The 18787-nt window shown below is 36.0% G+C and carries 12 protein-coding genes; 1 reads left to right on the forward strand and 11 read right to left on the reverse strand.

Going from position 1 to position 18787, the window contains the following annotated elements; all coding sequences use genetic code 11:
- The 7 genes from E1J38_RS01425 to E1J38_RS01455 all read right to left on the reverse strand — a co-directional run bounded on the left by E1J38_RS01425 (position 1) and on the right by E1J38_RS01455 (position 11787).
- Positions 1 to 1797 carry a glycoside hydrolase family 43 protein gene (locus E1J38_RS01425; RefSeq protein WP_133354616.1) on the reverse strand — a complete coding sequence of 599 codons (1797 nt, stop codon included), beginning with the start codon at positions 1795 to 1797 and terminating at the stop codon, positions 1 to 3.
- Between the two features lie 24 nt (positions 1798 to 1821).
- Entirely contained in the window at positions 1822 to 3078 is a 1257-nt protein-coding gene (locus E1J38_RS01430; protein WP_133354614.1) for a Gfo/Idh/MocA family protein, read from the reverse strand.
- 10 nt (positions 3079 to 3088) lie between these two features.
- Positions 3089 to 4426 carry a Gfo/Idh/MocA family oxidoreductase gene (locus E1J38_RS01435; RefSeq protein WP_133354612.1) on the reverse strand — a complete coding sequence of 446 codons (1338 nt, stop codon included), beginning with the start codon at positions 4424 to 4426 and terminating at the stop codon, positions 3089 to 3091.
- Position 4427: 1 nt separating this feature from the next.
- Entirely contained in the window at positions 4428 to 5810 is a 1383-nt protein-coding gene (locus tag E1J38_RS01440) for a 3-keto-disaccharide hydrolase (protein WP_133354610.1), read from the reverse strand.
- 146 nt (positions 5811 to 5956) lie between these two features.
- Positions 5957 to 7357, reverse strand: a complete 1401-nt coding sequence (locus tag E1J38_RS01445; RefSeq protein WP_133354608.1) for a BNR repeat-containing protein — start codon at positions 7355 to 7357, stop codon at positions 5957 to 5959.
- Positions 7358 to 7368: 11 nt separating this feature from the next.
- Positions 7369 to 8880 (reverse strand): nucleoside hydrolase-like domain-containing protein, encoded by a 1512-nt coding sequence (locus tag E1J38_RS01450; protein WP_133354607.1) that lies wholly within the window; start codon positions 8878 to 8880, stop codon positions 7369 to 7371.
- Between the two features lie 54 nt (positions 8881 to 8934).
- Positions 8935 to 11787 (reverse strand): alpha-L-rhamnosidase, encoded by a 2853-nt coding sequence (locus tag E1J38_RS01455; protein ID WP_133354605.1) that lies wholly within the window; start codon positions 11785 to 11787, stop codon positions 8935 to 8937.
- A 154-nt stretch (positions 11788 to 11941) separates the two neighbouring features.
- Here E1J38_RS01455 and E1J38_RS01460 point away from each other — a divergent pair, with 154 nt between their 5' ends.
- Positions 11942 to 12826 (forward strand): hypothetical protein, encoded by an 885-nt coding sequence (locus tag E1J38_RS01460; RefSeq protein WP_145774259.1) that lies wholly within the window; start codon positions 11942 to 11944, stop codon positions 12824 to 12826.
- On the opposite strand, the gene E1J38_RS01465 is transcribed toward E1J38_RS01460, so the two are convergent.
- The 4 genes from E1J38_RS01465 to rhaT all read right to left on the reverse strand — a co-directional run bounded on the left by E1J38_RS01465 (position 12798) and on the right by rhaT (position 18672).
- A complete protein-coding gene (locus E1J38_RS01465) occupies positions 12798 to 14474 on the reverse strand; it encodes a GH39 family glycosyl hydrolase (protein WP_133354601.1) in 1677 nt (558 codons plus the stop codon). The genes E1J38_RS01460 and E1J38_RS01465 overlap by 29 nt on opposite strands.
- A 141-nt stretch (positions 14475 to 14615) precedes the next feature.
- Positions 14616 to 15839, reverse strand: a complete 1224-nt coding sequence (locus E1J38_RS01470) for a mandelate racemase/muconate lactonizing enzyme family protein (protein ID WP_133354599.1) — start codon at positions 15837 to 15839, stop codon at positions 14616 to 14618.
- 15 nt (positions 15840 to 15854) lie between these two features.
- Positions 15855 to 17339: a sulfatase family protein gene (locus tag E1J38_RS01475; protein WP_133354597.1), complete on the reverse strand. Its 1485-nt coding sequence runs from the start codon at positions 17337 to 17339 to the stop codon at positions 15855 to 15857.
- A 280-nt stretch (positions 17340 to 17619) separates the two neighbouring features.
- Positions 17620 to 18672, reverse strand: coding sequence for an L-rhamnose/proton symporter RhaT (rhaT, locus tag E1J38_RS01480; RefSeq protein WP_133354595.1), 1053 nt, complete (start codon positions 18670 to 18672; stop codon positions 17620 to 17622).
- Positions 18673 to 18787: the final 115 nt, after the last annotated feature.

The following is an 18787-nucleotide window of genomic DNA, read 5'->3' on the forward strand; positions in this document are numbered from 1 at the left end:
TTATTTTAAATTTAATTTTGACGCTTTTGGTCCATCATAATCATATGTAAACCAATCAACATCTATATGTCCAGCATCTTCTTTTTCGTTCCAAGAGAAGAATCCTAAACGGTCTCCAGTCCATTTACCAAAGGCAATAGTGAAGGTTGGTCCAAAATCTGAGTAATATTCACCATCTACACTATATTCGTAATTGGCTTGATTACCATTATTAGTAGTTCGAACGTAAAAATCGGGGCCAACAATCTGTGGACCTGATGTTTTTTTACCAAACGTATCCATATAAAAAATATGCTTTTCTCCGTTTTCATCTACTTCTACACCCAACAAATTAAATACACCTCCATAACGAACAAAACCTGCCAATTGATGTGGTTGCATACCAGAAATATCAAATTTAGCCTCAGCTGTTCCTGTAGTAATTCCCATAATACGCTGGCTTAAGGTGTTACAGGCTCTCCAGAAATCTGAATCGGAGCCATCGTTGTTGGTCCACTCATTAATATTGGGGCCATAACCTTTTTTGTTTGGCAACACTTTACTAGCCTTTAAACGCAACCAACCAGAACGCTCTGTTAACGACCAATATGTATTTCTTGGGTTGTGGTTCCATTCCCATTGAAACCCTAATTTTGAAGATGAAAAATCATCATCTGAACTTGGTGCCGAAATGGGGAAGCCATCAATAGGTTTTTTATGTTGTTTTACAGGCTCGCCAATACCATCGTTATCTTCATCGATACCAATAATTGGCCAACCATCAACCCAATTTACAGGTTCTAAACACTGCGGACGACCCTGAAACGGAATGGTATCGTTTTGAATCAATTGATGCATATACCACCATGATTTGTCGGGGGCTTGCATTAATGCCCCTTGGCTAGCACTTCGATTGTTAAACACCGTTCCTTTTTCTAAAACCGTTTTTACTTCATAAGGCCCGTAAATACTTTCTTTAGAGCGCAATACAATTTGTTTTCTATCGTTTTTTGGATTTTTGACACCTGGTTTGGTGGATTTATCTCCCATAGTCCATTGTGCCAAAAAAATGTACCACGTACCCTCAATTTTGTAAATTTTAGCAGCTTCGGCTCCCATACCTGTATACACTAATTTACCTTCATCTAGAATTTTGGTACCGTCCCAGCTCATTTCATAAATTCGGTTTTCATTACCTTCTATTTTATTATCGGGGCTTTTTTGCTTTCCTGCCGTATTTAGAATAACGTAAGCTTTGTGAGTCTCTTTATCCCAAAATACTGCTGGGTCGTCTAGCACTTTGGCTTTTGGCAACATGAATATTGGTTTGCTCCATGGGCCTTTAATGTCTTTAGCTGTTGACACCATTAAACCATGTTGGTAATCTATTTGGTAGCAATACCAAGTGCCTTCATGATAGGCCAAATCTCCTGCCCAGGTTCCAAAAGAATAGCCATTCATTCTGTCCCAATTATATTCTGGCGCCCACGATAAGCTATCAAAAACATGACCAACATTACTCCAGTTAACCATATCTTTAGATTCTAAAATAGGCATTCCTGGAGACATGTGCTGCTTTGAGGTAATCATGTAATAGGTATCGCCAACCTGTTCAACATCTGAATCTGGATAATCGGCATTTAAAATGGGGTTGATATAGGTACCATCGCCTTGGTCTCCAAAACTCCCTGTTTGAGCTTGGGTAACAAACTCTGCTTTAATGGCTTCTCTTTTTTCTGATTTAGAGTTACATGACACAAAAAAGGCAGTAAAAACAAGAGTAAACAAACCTAATCCTCTACTAAATATTAATTTCATTAAGACTTTTTAATTTACGTATTACTAGATATTATAATCAGGCAACCACCGTACAATTTTTTCGTTACGAATGGCGTCATTAGCTAAGTGAACCGAAATGGCACTTTGGTAGCCGTCCTTAAGTCCTAACAGGAGAGGTTCTTTTTGTTTAATGGCCGCTGCAAAATTTTTATACAAATGCCAGGTAACATTAAAATTATCGTTGTCTGTTGGATAAATAAGGTGTTCGTTTTTTGTTGGATAAATTTTTCTCTTTTTATCGTTATCAATAATCTTTATTGAGGCACCTGTTACACTATCTACATTATCTTTCCATTTTTCATCAACCTTTTTTCCCTCTGGGATAATTTCTGCACTCTTCATGCCATGACAAATAATGGTAGCTTTATCTCCGTAGATTTTCATTTGATACCCTTCATAACTATTACTCAATTGAGAATGAAATCCTACTTTTACACCATTAGGATAATCAAATAAAACATTAACATTATCAAACGTTTCACGACCATCTTTCCAATAATCTATCCCTCCAGTCCCTACTACTTTTATTGGGTGCGTACCCAATAGGTTATCAACCATATTTAATAGATGAGAACCTAATTCTGCTACCAACCCTCCAGAGTATTCCTTATACATACGCCAATTTATTTGACGTTCAAGGGATTCGTCTGGCAATTTTCTTCGCCAATTACTGTGTCTGTCCCAATAACAATCAATACGCGTAATGGTACCACAATACCCTTCATTAATGATATTCTTTATGGCATTAAAAATGGGATGCAACTGATACTGATATGATACCTGAAACACTTTATTGCTTTGATCACCTCTTTTCTTAATCTCTTTACATTCATCAATGCTGTAAGCTAAAGTCTTTTCACATAAAATATGTTTATCTGCTTCAAATGAAGCCATAACCACTCTAAAGTGTTCATGTAACGGTGTTGCAATGATTACAGCATCTATTGTTTTTAATGCTAACAGCGCTTCAAAATCAGTAAACGTCTCTACGGGATTAGCTATATATTGCTTAGCAGTATCCATTTGAAACTCCAAAGTATCACATAAAGCCTCTACTTTAATCTCTGGGACAAACTCTAAAGCCTTTAATATACTCTTGCCACGGTTTCCAACCCCTATAAGACCAACTTTTATACGTTCAGAATCTGGAACTTCCGTTAATATAAAACGCTCTTTAGAATTACAAGCCACCAACCCAAGCCCAATAGCCGTAGCCGACAATGAGCTTAATTTAATAAAGTCTCTTCTCGTTCTTGCCATTAATAGTAATTTATAACTTGGGCTCCCAACCTTTGGCGTACTCTCTACCCCATAGATTCATAGCGTCTTTATCTAACATTTTACCTGTTTTGGAATCAACTTTAAAACTCTTATCAATTCGGTAGCCCACATTACCATAATGCACCAATGCCATACTAATGGACGCATCATCTATTGGAGCTTGTAATGAGTCTTTACCTCTAATTGTATTAAAAAAGTTTTCTACATGCAATGTAGTTAAACCGCCTCCGCCTCCAAGCGCTAAACCTCCTTCTGAGTTTTTACTATTCACGGTTTTTACTAACTCTCCTTTTCTGTCATATAAATGATAGAGTCCTCTATCTACAAAAACAGTTCCTTCACTACCGTAGATAATAGTTCCGCGACCAGCACCATAAGTAGAATATCCGTTACGGCTTTTGCCATCCCATACTATAGTAGTATTATTATCAAAGGAATATTTAGCTTCCATGGTATCATACATTTCCCAACCATCATTTTTAAAAGTTGTTTTTCTCCCATCTACTTCTACAAAATTTGGATAATCAACACCTAGTGCCCAACGCGCTACATCTAATTCATGTGTAGCATTATTTCCTAATTCTGCCGTACCGTAATTCCATCCATACCAATGCCAGTTATAATTCCAAGTTTCTGATGTGTAGTCTCTTCTTACTGCAGGTCCTTGAAACAATTCCCAATCTAGGCCTTCTGGAACAGGAGCTGCCTTTTGTAAAGGAACTTCCCCTCTTCTATTGTTATAAAATGCTACAGCTTTGAATGGTTCCCCAATGATACCTTTATGAATTTCTTTGACAATTTCAATGGTATGTTCTGCCGAACGTTGTTGGTTACCCATCTGTACAACTTTGTTATACTTTTTTTGTGCAGCAACTAACAGTTCATTCTCCGCCATATTATGACTACATGGCTTCTCTACATACACATGCTTTCCCTCTTTTAATGCCATAATAGACCCAGGCGCATGCCAATGATCTGGTGTTACATTAAAAAATGCATCAACTTCCTTATCAGCTATAACTTTGCGAATATCATTCTCTAACTTAGGCTTATAATCCACCATAGTAGACAATTTCTTTGCCGCCTTTAAACGTTGACTCTCCATAACATCACACAGATAAACTAACTCCACATTGTTTCTTTCTAGCGCAATAGGCGTATATATTCCTCCCGCTCTACGCCCTAAACCAGCAATAGCAACATTAATTCTATCATTAGATCCTATGATCTTTCTATAACTTTGAGCTGACATTGAAAGCCCTCCTACCATGATTCCAGCGGTGCCAACCGCCGTTGTTCTAATAAAATCTCTTCTTGATGTGCTCATATTATAATTCTTTAATTTTTATATTTTTATAGAATACTTGATCTCCATGATCTTGTAATAAAATATTACCCGACTCTGCTTCACCAAAATTAGGCCAATCTTTATATTTACTTGCGGCAACCTGGTCTTTCCATTGTTGACCGCTTCTGTTATACTTTACAACCAATATACCATTGATATAATGCTCAACGTCTGCTCCTTTAACCACTATACGAGCACGATTCCACTCATATCTGTTAACACGTTTTTTTGCTGGTAAATCTGGATTGAATCTCTTAGCATTAGCTGTTATTAAATCATATAATGATGCTAACGTTCTATTTCCATTAGTTCCCTGTTTAGCATCGGGGTGCAATGCATCATCCAATATTTGATACTCGCAACCAATTGAAGATCCTTTTCCTTTATTAAGCTCAGTATCAACAAAGTATTTTATGCCACTATTTGCTCCCTTGGTATATTTAAAATCTACTAGCAATTCAAAATCTTTATATTTTTTTATAGTAACGATATCTCCACCGTTTTCAGATTCTGCTCCTCCTGCATCAGCTACAATTAATTCCCCGTTTTCTATAGACCACCCTTCTTGTGGAAACTCGGTTAACTTGGCACCACGCCAACCATTCGTTGTTTTTCCATCCCACAAAAGTTCCCAGCCTTCAGCAACTTCGCGCTCTGTTAATTGGTTTTTTAAATAACTTCTCTGTTCAATTGGTTTTTCAATTGGTTTTATATGTTTATCTAAATTAGTAGTACAAATTTGAATATTCTTAAACTTCACTTGACGCCCTTCAAGCTCCTTATGGTTTTTTATAGAGTGTACTTGAAGACCTATAAACCCAGAGGCATCCATATCATCTACTACATCGGCAGTTTGAATGCCATTAACCCAAACTTTTAAGTTATTACCAATGGCCTCAATACGAAATTCATTCCATGCATTGAGTTTAAAAGCATCTTTAGCAGCCGCATTTCTTTCTAGATTATAAATCCACCCTCTACGGGCTTCATCATAAATACCTCCAGTCCACTTTCGGTTTGTAGGATCCATTTCCATTTGATACCCATGTACTCTTCCTTCTCTATACTCGGGAGTACTCTGAGCTCTAAACATGACTCCAGAATTTGTTTCTTCACCCAAATAACCTTCAAAAGTTAAAATAAAGTCACTATAATTTTCTTTTGTACATAAAAAAGTATTAGGCGTTTCTGTGACATAAGTTCCCACAATTACACCATCTTCCACAGTAAAAGGTGCCGTGCCATTTTTCACTTCCCACCCCTCTAAGTTTTTGCCATTAAAAAGTGGAACAAAATCACTTTTCTCACTTTTACATGATGATACAATGCTTAATATAAGTAAGCCCACAAAATAGTTTTTCATTTAGTTAAAATTAATTTATTTATTATTTAATTATTATTATGATACACTGAGTAACAACTTAATGAGTCAGTAATCTGACAGAATTTATTAGAACAAATAAGGGGTAGTTGGTTAAGTTTCATAAAATCTCCTAAAACTACTCAATTTTACTGTATTTTAAGCAGTATTAATTCACTAATTGGCCCTTCAGGAATAACTTTCGGTGCATGTTGTCTGAACCCTCCATGTTTAGCTTCCCATTTAAGCACATATCTTGAGTTATTATTGGCTGGATTTCTTTTTTCATAAGCTATTCTTACAAGCATCCCTTCTCTATTGGTTAACGATTTTTCTAAATCTTTAGGGTATTTAAGCTGAATTTCAGCTGTACCACCTGTAGGCTCCAAAGTTTCTAAATCTACCATGTATCGACCCGATTCTCCTTTTTCAGTTTCCCAATCAATTGCCAAAATGTTATCATTGGAAATACCTACAAAATCAAAGGTTCCTCCAATGGTCATGAAGGCTCCACCATCAATAAACTTCCATCTGAAATTCCATTTTGATATTTGCTTTGAAATCCACTTTCCTTCTACCAATTTTGCTAGATACAACTGAGTCAACCCTTGTTCATCATATTTAGTATAGCCGATTATTGGTTCATCTTGAGGGGTTAAGAATAATTTATACCTACTGTTGTGTAAACCACCTTTTGACGGTGTGGCATCAACCATTACCGCTTCATCCTCGGGTTTAAACGGTAAATTCACAATTTGGCCTACCCCATTAACCCAGTTTTTTAAATCTGGGGTTTTTGCGTAACCTATATTATGACTAGTTTCTACATCTGGGGTCCAGCGCCACATCCAAACAAAGTGGAAATTCCCTTTTGAGTCCTTAACCCATTTGTGATAAGCAGCTCTATCATCATCTTTCTCAACACCTTCAAATAATGGTTTGTTTAAATAGCGCTCCCAGCGTTGATTTTTTGGTGAAAAATGATTGATTAAAATATTACCGTTGCCACAACTTCCAGATCTATAAGAAAACAACAGTCTTCCTGATTTATCATTAAAAAACTTAGGATAAGTTACTCTTGTTTCATCATCACCTACCATGGTATTTAATTCTACCATGGTTGTTACATCCCAAGGTTTTTCGCTTTTGAAATAAGCTAAAGGATCTACATGCATATTACCACTCACATGAATATATCCCATCTCATCAATACCCAAACTAACATAGTTGTGCGAATCCCAAATCAATTGATTAGGTAGTGTCTTTTTTATCCAATGATTACTATTAATTTGCCTAGAGGCAACAGTCATCATTCTATTTTTATCAAAATAAGCAACATACTGTTGATTGCCAAAAGTTTGTAAATCGAAAGCAACACCATTAGCTGCCCATACAGAATCCACAGTTATTTGCTCAACAATGGTGGGTTCTTTAATACTTTCTTCTATTACTTCGGAAGAAACTATTTCATTTTTTTCTTGATGCTTGCATGAGTTCCACAACAAAAACAAACCACCTACTAAACCATAAATTACATATCTCTTCATCATAAATTCGTTTCTTAATTAACCTTAATTACCACACGTCTATAATCGACTAAAGGAACTATTTTGTTATCATCCCAAACTTCTAGTATGAGGTGTAACTCCTTAGCTTGAGCATCATCTGGAATTTCAATCACTATTTTATTAGCTGTTGAATTTTCAATTGGAAACTCTTTGTTGTATGGCTTATTACCTGCTTCAGAGTACATAATCCAATTAAATCTCAAGTTATCATTATCAGGATCCGAAGACTTTGAAGCATCAAAAGTCAATATTTTACCTGTTTCACTTTCCAAAAATAAAATTGCATCACTTTCATCATTATTGATAACCGCCTTAGGGTAATGATTAGCGTCTTCAAATGGCTTTTCACACCAATCCATTCGCGCCTTGAAATCATTCCACATAGCTTGTCGCCACCTGAAGATACCTGTATTTTTATCGGCATATTGTTTGCCTGTTTCAGGGTCTGTCCAGACATCTTTAGCATCAGTATACATCGCCCAAGGCTTAAATTGTAATTCTTCTTTAGCCACAAAGTCGAATCGGGCCGGAATATTCTCCACTTTTTCAAGGGTATATCTGCCACTCCAGCCTCCCCAAGTTTGTTGTGTTGGGTCTGTAAGCCCTGTGGACACAAAACGCATCCAAGGTATGGTTCCACCACCTTCAATAAAATTGGGTAATGCTTCTGTGAAATAGGCGTTTTCGTTAATATAAGCTCTTACAGGATATAATTCACCTAGTGGCCCGTGCCCTGTTCTAACATGCGCATTAGCCCAATCGTCTTGTCCTTTAGCTGAATAATCAAAAGGTTTCCAATGGTGAGGCCCTAAGTCATGCGCCCAAGGTCCTCCATAGGCTTTTGTTTGGTAAATACTTCTAATCCAATGAATTTCTGGAAACTCTCTGCAGGTCCAAGCACCTAGTGTACTTTGTCCAGCGTTTTCAAATACGTAGAGCTTATTTATGGCTGACTGTAATTCGGCTTCGCTATGGGTTGACCTATAGTCTAAAAGTGCTTGGGCTATGGTTCCTGCACCTCCATTACAAATGATATGAATGGGCCTATCATCATCCTTACCTAATGCTTCAATTATCAAATTAGAACCTTCCGTACTTTTTCCATCACCAATACCTATGTGCCTGTTATCAGGTTGCCCAACTACCACAATGCGTCTTAAATACTCGGGCTCATGCCATCCTTTGGCGTGAAGCTTTAAATTAGGTAATACCTTTTCATAGGCATCTATAAGCTCGTGAAATAATTCAGGCTTCAAGGTTTGATACTCCGGATTTGGATGATTTAACCCTCTAAACGGACTGGAAACCGCTATAAGACCTTCTAAATCGAAGGTATTGGAACACATAAGCATGTGTAACATTTGCTGAACCTCATCTGGTTCATTACCCATATCAGCTAGTATGATAACCCTAGATCTTTCACTTTTTTCAACCTTGTTCTGAACTTTACACCCAAACAGAATCATTGAGAAAGTGAAGACAACTATTTTCTTATAATATTTCATAAGTCTCCATAATAGCGATTAAAACACGAACCTAACAAGATTAAAAATTAATTTTTAAGATTTTGAATATGTGATTTTATACACTCCTGAACCTAAAATTACACTCGTTTTATCATCAAGCTTTAGATTATATTTGTCTTTAGCTTCATCAAAAGACAAATCATTTATTAACAGCGTTTCCAATTCATCTGAAGTCAAATAAACGCTTGCCTGAGTATTAAAGGGCACCTTTAGGTTCATAGACAAATTCCCATCTTTAGCCTCCCAAGCATTCTTGATAAGACCATAAGGTGTAGGAACCGAAACATCTGTACTAGTAACTTGACTAGGAAATTCAGGGTTTACAAGAAATTCCTTGTATCCTGTATGCTTATTTGAAGATTTTATACCTCCTAGTGATTCATAAAAGTAGGCTGCAAATCCACTATGCATGGGGTGGTTTAACGAATTGGTTGGTCCTTCCATCTCTTCCCAAACAAACTGGCGTTCTGGCCATGTGGTGAAGCCAGAATTCATGACATAGTTTTGACTAGGAAACTCTGGTGTTGTTAAAATTTGATACGCCAAATCTGCTTTCCCGTACTTAGATAATACCGTATAAATGTATCTGTTCCCATGAATCCCTGTTGCATGATGCCCACCTTTTACCTCAACAATATCATGTACCAAACCATTTACCACATTATCAACCTCAGTTTCTGGAACCAAACCAAACTGTAACGCTTGCACCGTAGCCGTTTGACTTTGATACCATTTGTGATTGGTTTCTGGAATTTCAATCAAAAATTCTTTATTAAATGCTACTTTTAAGGCTTCTTTTTCTTGCTTCATTTTCAATTCATAATCAGCATCATTATTCATATTTGCAAATTGTTCCATTATTTCTAAAACATCATAGAAATAGGCGTTTGCTGAAATTATGGGGTCACATTCCATAGCACTTGGATTGAGTCTTCTATCCCACAGTGGTGGACACCAATCTCCCATACCATCTTGCATAATACCATTTTCACCTTTAAAATTTAGGTAAAAATCGGTTAAGCCTTTCATTGGTTCATAATAATCTTTTACAATGTCATCATCTCCATAAAATTTATAGTTGTACCACGGTAGATACATGGTTGCTACGCCCCAATCAATTTTGGCATAAGTTGAAGTGCGCTTACCTGGGGCAATCATAGTGGGCACTTGAAATTTAATTTCTGGATTATTATGCCCTTTGGTTGGACGCATTTGGGTACGAATGTCTTCCATATATTTCTTGTAGAAATCATACATGTCGTAATTATACAAAGCATACTCACAAAAGGCATGGGCATCACCCAACCAGCCACATTTTTCACGATGCGGACAATCTTCTGGGATACCATGAACGTTATCAACAATGGTCCATTTACTAATACTGTGCATTTTATTAAGTAGGTCATCAGACGACTTAAAACTCCCTGTTTCCTGAATATCATTAGCCACCAAAACCGCTTTAATCATATTCGCATCTGGCTTCGTTGAAATACCTTTAATTTTTGCATACTTAAAACCATGGTAGCTAAATTTAGGTTCCCATGATTCTAGTCCATCACCCTTGCAGATGTATTCATAAATTTGAGGCATACCATTAGCTCCTCCACCAGTAGAACCCAAAAAGATATCACTGCCATCAGTTAATAAAGCTTCTGTGGTAATAACTTCAATTAGCTGTCCTTCTTTTTCTTTTACATTAAGTTTTACCCAACCCGCAATATTTTGTCCGAAATCTACAATCCATTCACCATCAGCACCTTTGAACACACTCTGAGGCTCCAATTCCTGTAATTTTTTTATTGGCGGTATTTGTTGTGCACTAATCTTTTTAACCTTTGGTGAAGCTTCTTTCGCATCTCCCCAATCTGAATCGTTATACCCAACATTTGCCCAATCGCCAATTTCAAATCTAGCGTCATAGGTATCCCCGCCATAAATATTATTAAACACAATAGGGCCTGTAGATTCTTTCCAAGAGGCATCTGAAACAAAATCGGATTCTGAACCATCAGTAAATTTTATTTTCACTAAACAACGTACTGTTGGTGGCCCAAAAGCCAAATCTCTGTCTGACTCAGGATCGTTTTTCCAAGAAATATTTTGCCCGTAAAACCCATTTCCCAGATTAATCCCAAAAGCGTTTTTACCAGATTTTAAATCCTTTGTAATATTGTAGTTTACATAATAGGCTTGTTTATCGTAATTTGATGGTGCAGGGTCTAACACATGGTCTCCTACTTTTTCACCATTCAAATACAATTCGTAGTAGCCTAATCCACAAATATAAACCTGTGCATTCTCAATATCTTTTTCAAGATTCAGTTCTTTTCTAAAATAACTTGCTGGAAAACCAGCCACAGGAACTGGCTTGTCCATTCGCCCCGTTTTATAATCTCTAAAACGATATTCTGAAGTTCTAGTATCATTATTTAAGGTAATCCACTCAGAGTCTCCCCAATTAGCCTCGTTCATCAACCCCATTTCAAAGGTGTTTATATCAGACCACGAAGACGAAGTACCATTTTCGTCCCAAATCTTCACTTTCCAAAAGTACTTTTTAAGTGCTTTGAGGTTATCTCCTTCAAACTTAATAAAAGTAGATTGGTTGCTTTTTACTTCACCGGAATTCCAGATATCAGCGTCACTTTCATTTAATTTTTCTTCTGAGGTCGCTACTAAAAGTTGGTAGGCTGATTGTGATTTATTGAACCCATCAACATTAACAACCCATGAAAAAGTTGGTTGTTTGCTTTCTATACATGAAGGTTTTTCTTTTGAATTCACCAATAATTCAACAAATACCAACTTACTATTCTCATCGTACATTTGGTGGCAGGAAAAACATATAATCAATAAAAACAATAAACTTATTAGTCGTACTCTCATTGTAATAAATATTTATTTTAAGTTAAAGTGTGAAAGGTAATATAATGGCAGAATTATATTATCCTGCACCTACATGATTATTACAAATAAATCAGCACATTGCAGGATAATATTTATGAATGAATGCGTATTTTTGACAAACTTTTATCTAAAAATGAAAAGTATTATGATAAAACCTAGAATGCCAGAAACTGTTTTTTTTGCGCTAGGAATACTGCTTGTTATTATTTTAGCTTGCTCTAACGATTCTTCTTCTTTAGATGAACAACAACAAGAAGAACCTACAACTGAAGAGCCAAAGGATACCACACCGACTAATAATCAGAACTGCGATGAGGCTTCTGACTTTCCAGATCTGGGACCAAGTGCTTCACAGTCACAGTCTTGCGAAGATGTTTCAAACCCTAACAATAAAGGCACATTAGATTGTAGAACCGATAATACTGTTGGAGGCTACGAAAATGTAGCAGATGCTTGGGGCAGTTATAAGATTTCTGGTGGCGCAATACGCTATGATGGTACGAGAACTAGAGTAGAACGATTTTTTAAGAACATCACTCAGGGCAATAACAAAAAAACCATACTTTCTGGTTCATTCAAAATAATTGATTTAAGTGATGGTAACACCTGTATAATCCAGTCTCATGCTGGCGGTAATATTTTAAAAGGCTTAGAAGCTGGAAGCTCGAACCGAAGCGCTCAATTTTTAATTTACGCGAAAAAAGGCGCTAATAACAACGTGCAACTTGAAATACATATTACCATTAATCCTTATACCTCAGACACTGGCGGCGCAAGAGATGTAAAAGATTTTATTACATTGAATTACAATCAAGAATACGCTTTTTCATACGAAACAGGCTATGATTCCGATGGTACTGCGTTTTCAAAAATAAAAGTAGGTGACTCTGAAACTTATATTGAACATAACCATACTACCGAAAGAGTTTACACGAGATATGGTGCTTATGGCACTAGCGATTCTGGCGATGTTACAGCGCATGTAGAGTTTAAGGACGTAGAATTGTGTAGGGAGTAAACTCAAATTTCTCGAAAGCAAAAGACCTGATCTCTGTTTTTACAGTAACTTCAGATCCAGACTTACCATCTTTTCTTACTGTAGTAATTACACTTTTCCATTCTGTAAACACACTAGAGTTAGGGTTATAATAACGTTTATAGGCTTTATATCCTTCACGCGTTAAAGTACGATGCGGAGCTCCTTTATTGTCAAAATCACTTTTCACATAATTTGAGTTATTAACTAAAAAGTTTTGAAGTTTGTTGTTCGCTTTGCCGTAGGACTTACTTCTGTAATACAGCTTCGTTCCTACTGGTAAATCTGTAATAAAGGAAACAACTATTGGTTCGCTATTTCTATAGTCAAGTGAATTACTATTGTAATTGTAAACTAAAACATCGTACTCATTTTTCGTGGCATTTCTTGCAAAAATAGCATCCATTTCGTTGGTAGAAGTATTTGGGTTTCCAATTACACTAGTTTCATAACGAATCAAACCCAACATATTTTTCAACTCTTTAATGCCCGCTGGGTCTTCACTTCCAATTCCATTGGACCACCTGTAAATAAACCTTAAACCTTTGTCTCTATTCTTGTAAAACATATTGGAGTAAGCCAACTCTAAAATGTCTCTATGTGAGGTTTCACAATTAACCAGTACCCCTCTACCATCAGCTCCATTCATTGTTGTTACAGTACTATATTCCATGAGATCTATTGTAGTCTCTGGGTTCCATTTTGGATTATTAATGAGCGGTGCAAAAATCTTGGAATACTTGCTTCTCATATCTCGGTCTTCAGTGTCATCAATTGTTATATAGTTTGAAAGCCCCCAAAAGTCACACTTAATGTTATTGGCGTAATTATAATCTATGAGGTCTTCTATAAAAGAAGCAAAAGGTTCTCCCTTATAATTTAACTTTTTCCCTTTTTTTAAAAACCCAGGCTCTCTGGTATGTAAACCTATCAACGCCTCTGGCAAAACAGATCTCACGGCACTTTCGGTATTTGCAAAATGCTCAATAAAATCCTGTTTGGTACCATACCAATGTTCTGGAGTCTCTATTTCTGAACCTACTCTAAAACGCCATGACAGAACTTTCTCTTTTCCATAAGTTTCAACCAATTTAATCATTAATGCCTTTATAAAATCATGGTAAGCTTGTTTATTAGCAGGAGGAAGCGAGTTGCCATATTTTGACATTTTTTCATGTTCGCGAAAGTTAACACTATCCCTTTCTTCATTTGGAATAAATATATAACCATGCTGAAAAGCCCATGGTGGCTGATCTAAAGCAATTTGAAAAATTTCTGTATGCGAATTTATGAGCTTATCTAATCTTTCAATAAGAGGTTCCCACCTGTAAACATAAACCTTATTGATTGAATCATACAAACATGGGTCGAAATCTAAATCTTTTTGAGGCACTCCACTAACGTCTTTTTTAATACCACCAATCATCCTTACAATGTTCATTTTTAATCCTTCACGAACATTTGAACCCTCTGTTGGACTAATTCTATTGGCAACACTCCATATATCATGAATAGGCAATTTCCTTGATTTTTCATTTGTAAAATCAGTAAACAACTTCACCTGAGCTTCCGCTAAACTCATAGTAATAATGGCAAATAACGTGCATTTTAATAGGGTAGATTTATTCATTTTTATAAAACAACAAAATTATTATTTACAGTTAATTCTTTATACAGTTTAATTGCAACAAAAAAAACCAAGTCCTTAAAAAGATTATTTAAATTAATAAGGATGCAACATTAAGGGAAGTGTAAAATTTCTTTTCCGTCTTTACACAGCAATATAACGGCTACAAATTGTTTTTAGTCCTTTTTCGTCCAACTCTAAACCAAAACCTGGTTTTGGGTTTAATGTATAATACCCGTTGTTCTCTTTTTTAGTAGCGGAGTTGACGATGCACTTGAGATAACCCTCTGAGTCTTTTTGTTTCTCAATGGCCTCTACCCAAGTCGCTCCTGCTCCAATGGCAATTTGTTGCCACGCAGAACAGGCTGGCCCCACTAAACTATCATCACCAATCATAACTTTGGCGCCTATCTCCTTAACTTTGTTTGCTAACAGAGCCGTGTGTGTAAAACTTCCCATGGTTGAAGGATGTAAATTTATAATGCGCCCCATGCCTTTCTGTAGTTTGTTTACACCTTCCCAAGCTGGACGCATGGGAGCATCTGGAATTAAATCTAAATCTCCAGTCATGTTTTGAAGTGCAATCCATTGCTCAGTACTTAATGGTGCTGGGTCTTCAATGGCATTAAGTCCATTTTCTCTAAAAGTATTCAAAATCTCAGCCAATTCTTCAAGCGATTTCCATTTTTTATAGCCTTTATTAACATCAGAAATCACCACAGCCTCTTCACCTAAAACCTCGCGAATAATCCGCAGTAACTTTAAATCTATCTCAACATCACCATACATTTTAAATTTCATGTGATGCCCTAGGTTTTGCTTCAAACTTTTTTTAGCCTCTTCACGGACTTTAACTTCATCTTTATGTAAAATACAATACAAGCCTGGAACTGCTTCTTTTTGATGTAACCCTAATAATTCAATTGAAGGTTTATTTTGCAAACGACCCGCCAAATCCAGCAAGCCCATATCCATCAATTCTAAATACTTAAAAGACGTTTTTGAGCCTTTTACTTGTTGCGATTTTAAAAGCTTTTGGGCTTCCAGAATACTTAAACCCTTGAATTGTTTTACATAATTAACCCAAAGACTTAAATCGACCTCAGGATTGTTTCTGGAAGCAGGAATTTCGGACCATCCATAATAACTACCTGCACTTATTTTCATGAATAAATGTTGACGATTTAACCACGTACCAAAAGAAAAATAACGCGGAATATTGATGTTGTATTGATAAAATTCAATCTTTGTGATTCTCGCAGTCAATACGTCTTTATCACTTATACATGATGATAGTAAAGGATAGGATAAACTGAATAACCCAACACTAGAAAGGCCTTTTATAAAATTTCGACGGTTTGTTTTCATTTGTAGTTTAAGGGTTTACCAAAAATCATTCATAGCGGTTAACAATGTTGCTAATTCTGTTTCCATTTTTTGGTCTAGCTCAGGATTTTTACCCCAAATATTAGTCATTTGATAAGGGTCTTCAGCATCATGATAGAGATAATGAAACTTTTCATTATGTTCTCCCTTTACCACAGCATAGGTATATTCTTTTGTTCTAAAACCTCGAGCATCTCCTTTAGACGCAAAACTTTTTCCACCAAAGTACAATTGCTTTTCTGGTCGTTTTACTTCTTTGTTAAAAAAGACATTAGAATAATTAATACCTTCAACTACATCCGGAATTTCATCTTCTAATTCCATAAGCCCTAACAGCGTAGGCATGTAATCGGGTACAGAAATCAACAAATCTTCTGTTTTTGGCTTTACTTTTTTAGGGTAATGTATTATAAGTGGAATTCTATAGGCTTCATGAAACCAAACATTTTTATGCATAAGACCTTGGCTTCCCAACATTTCGCCATGGTCTGCAGAAAACACAATAATGGTGTTTTCGTATAACCCTTTTGCCTTTAAAGTTTTGATAATACGACCAATTTGGTCATCAACGCCATTCACCGAAGCAAAATAATCCTTGGCTTCCTTTAATCTTGCTTCTACACCATGATCGCCTCTTTTTAAATCGTGATTATCTGTAAACTGAACATTTGGGCGATTCAATACTTCTTTATAATCTAAACCTTCGTAGCGTTTTTTGTAACGCTCTGGTACTTGTTTAAACGGTGTATGTGGTGGATTAATAGACCAAAACAATACGAATGAGGCATCCGTTTTACGCTGGTTATCATTATTTTCTAAATAATTAATAACAACATTAGCCTCATGCTCTGCAGACCATTGTTTTGGGTACACCTTATCTTCTTCTCCACCATCAGTGGTCCAATAATACGGATCATTATGCCTGTTATGTGTACCATAAGCATACCAAAACGAAAATCCATGGCGTCTGTCTGGAGGACACCAAGTATCCCAAACCCGTTTAACACCGGGAGGCGTAGGTACTGGGCCATCTAAATGCCACTTCCCTACATAACCTGCACTATAACCATTGGCTACTAAAACATCTGAAATACAAATTTCATCTTTCTTTAAATAGTTACCGAACTCTGTTCTTTGGGAATTGCAATTTTCTACAACACCTGTTGATAGCGAATAACGCCCTGTCATCAGCATAGCTCTGTAAGGGCTGCATAATGGGTTGTTTGCCACAGCTTCACTAAAAAAAACACCTTCTTTAGCAAGTTTATCAATATTTGGTGTGTAAACAGGATCTTCATTTAAAAAACCCAAAGAGGCTTGTCTGTATTGGTCTGCAAAAATAAAAAGCAGATTAGGTTTTGGGGCTTCAATCTTTACAGGTGTTTTATTCTTACAAGAGAAAATAATCAAAGCTGTAAAAAGTAGCAGATAGAGTTTTGATGTTTGATATGTCATTATTTTAAAACCAACTTTTATATTCATTTACTTGTGGAAAAATATAAAATATCACGAAGTTGATTATCCTGCACTGGCCTGTGTAATTTAGTGAAATGTCATTCTAAAGAATATCACTTACTTATAAAAAACAAATAGAAATGCCGTTAGAAAGTCCTTTGTTTATAGATGTGACTACCCTGAAAATTATAATAACTGATTTGAATTTTCTAAAAACAAAAACATGATATAAAATAAACTATTCCTAATTTATTTTATATCATGTTTAAAACTAACCTGAAGCTTCAGGTATAAAATGTAATATAATCTAGATAGAATTACCAATTCCAACCAAAACCACAGATAATAAAATTACCACAATTCCTGCTGTAATAGTTAATTTAGTCTTCTTTGCAACGCCTTTCCATTCTTTACGGTAAATACCCCAGAAATTTGCTGTTAAAATAATGGTAGACATATGTAAAATCCATGAACTAGCACCACTACCTAGTTTACTTTCACCCATCCCGTAGAAAAAGAATTGTAAAAACCAAATGGTTCCTGCCATTGCAGAAAAAAGTATATTATTTAGTATAGGTGTTTTTTTATTGGTAAAATCTTTATACGATTTATATTTAATACTCAATATGGTTGTCCAAACTAAGTTGGTTATTAAACCGCCCCATAAAATAACAACAAAAGTTACATTATTAGCAAACAAATGATCGTAACCTGCTTCCACCGCTGCATCTGCAAGAGGCTTTCCAGATTCAATACCAAAGCTGAAAAAGGAACTTAAAATACCCGAAAGAATAGCAACTACTAATCCTTTTACTAAATTAAACTCTGAAACAGATTTCTTTTTTTCTTCTTCAGACAGCTCTTTTTCTTTCAAAATACCTGCTCTTCCACATAGACCAATACCTAAAAGACAAACCAAAACACCTAATAAAACTATCTGCCCCCCTGAGGATCCTAACATGTCTGTAAAAGACACTTTCCCTTCAGCAGGACTAAAATTATAGTAAATAGAAGGTACAATAGCTCCAAAAGCGGCACAAAAACCTAGAACCACAGAATTACCTAGAGACATTCCTAAATAACGAACTCCTAGTCCGTAGGATAAACCTCCAACACCCCAGAGTAACCCCATTAAAAAGGTAAAGCCTACAATAGTACTGGAACCTGCTGCTATGATATCCAAAAATCCAGGAACAGTTAAATAGGCTGCCAATGGTGGTACAATAAGCCATGACATTAAACCACCAACAATCCAGTAGCTTTCCCATGCCCATCCTTTTACCTTATTGAAGGGCATGTAAAAACTACCCGACGCAATTCCACCTATGGAGTGAAATATAACACCTAATATTGCTTGCATATCTTTTTATTTATATTTGTTAGTAAAGGCTAAAAATAAATCTTGAAGTCATTTAAACTATCCTGCACTATCATGAGAATTTAAGAAAGATGTTTAATCCTAATCTTATCATTTC

Origin of the sequence: Seonamhaeicola sediminis, from assembly GCF_004358095.2 — a bacterium.
GTDB lineage: Bacteria > Bacteroidota > Bacteroidia > Flavobacteriales > Flavobacteriaceae > Seonamhaeicola > Seonamhaeicola sediminis.

Coding starts and splice junctions, on each gene's coding strand:
- E1J38_RS01425 (WP_133354616.1), bottom strand. CDS start 1,797: ATGAAATTAATATTTAGTAGAGGATTAGGTTTGTTTACTCTTGTTTTT.
- E1J38_RS01430 (WP_133354614.1), bottom strand. CDS start 3,078: ATGGCAAGAACGAGAAGAGACTTTATTAAATTAAGCTCATTGTCGGCT.
- E1J38_RS01435 (WP_133354612.1), bottom strand. CDS start 4,426: ATGAGCACATCAAGAAGAGATTTTATTAGAACAACGGCGGTTGGCACC.
- E1J38_RS01440 (WP_133354610.1), bottom strand. CDS start 5,810: ATGAAAAACTATTTTGTGGGCTTACTTATATTAAGCATTGTATCATCA.
- E1J38_RS01445 (WP_133354608.1), bottom strand. CDS start 7,357: ATGATGAAGAGATATGTAATTTATGGTTTAGTAGGTGGTTTGTTTTTG.
- E1J38_RS01450 (WP_133354607.1), bottom strand. CDS start 8,880: ATGAAATATTATAAGAAAATAGTTGTCTTCACTTTCTCAATGATTCTG.
- E1J38_RS01455 (WP_133354605.1), bottom strand. CDS start 11,787: ATGAGAGTACGACTAATAAGTTTATTGTTTTTATTGATTATATGTTTT.
- E1J38_RS01460 (WP_145774259.1), top strand. CDS start 11,942: ATGAAAAGTATTATGATAAAACCTAGAATGCCAGAAACTGTTTTTTTT.
- E1J38_RS01465 (WP_133354601.1), bottom strand. CDS start 14,474: ATGAATAAATCTACCCTATTAAAATGCACGTTATTTGCCATTATTACT.
- E1J38_RS01470 (WP_133354599.1), bottom strand. CDS start 15,839: ATGAAAACAAACCGTCGAAATTTTATAAAAGGCCTTTCTAGTGTTGGG.
- E1J38_RS01475 (WP_133354597.1), bottom strand. CDS start 17,339: ATGAATATAAAAGTTGGTTTTAAAATAATGACATATCAAACATCAAAA.
- rhaT (WP_133354595.1), bottom strand. CDS start 18,672: ATGCAAGCAATATTAGGTGTTATATTTCACTCCATAGGTGGAATTGCG.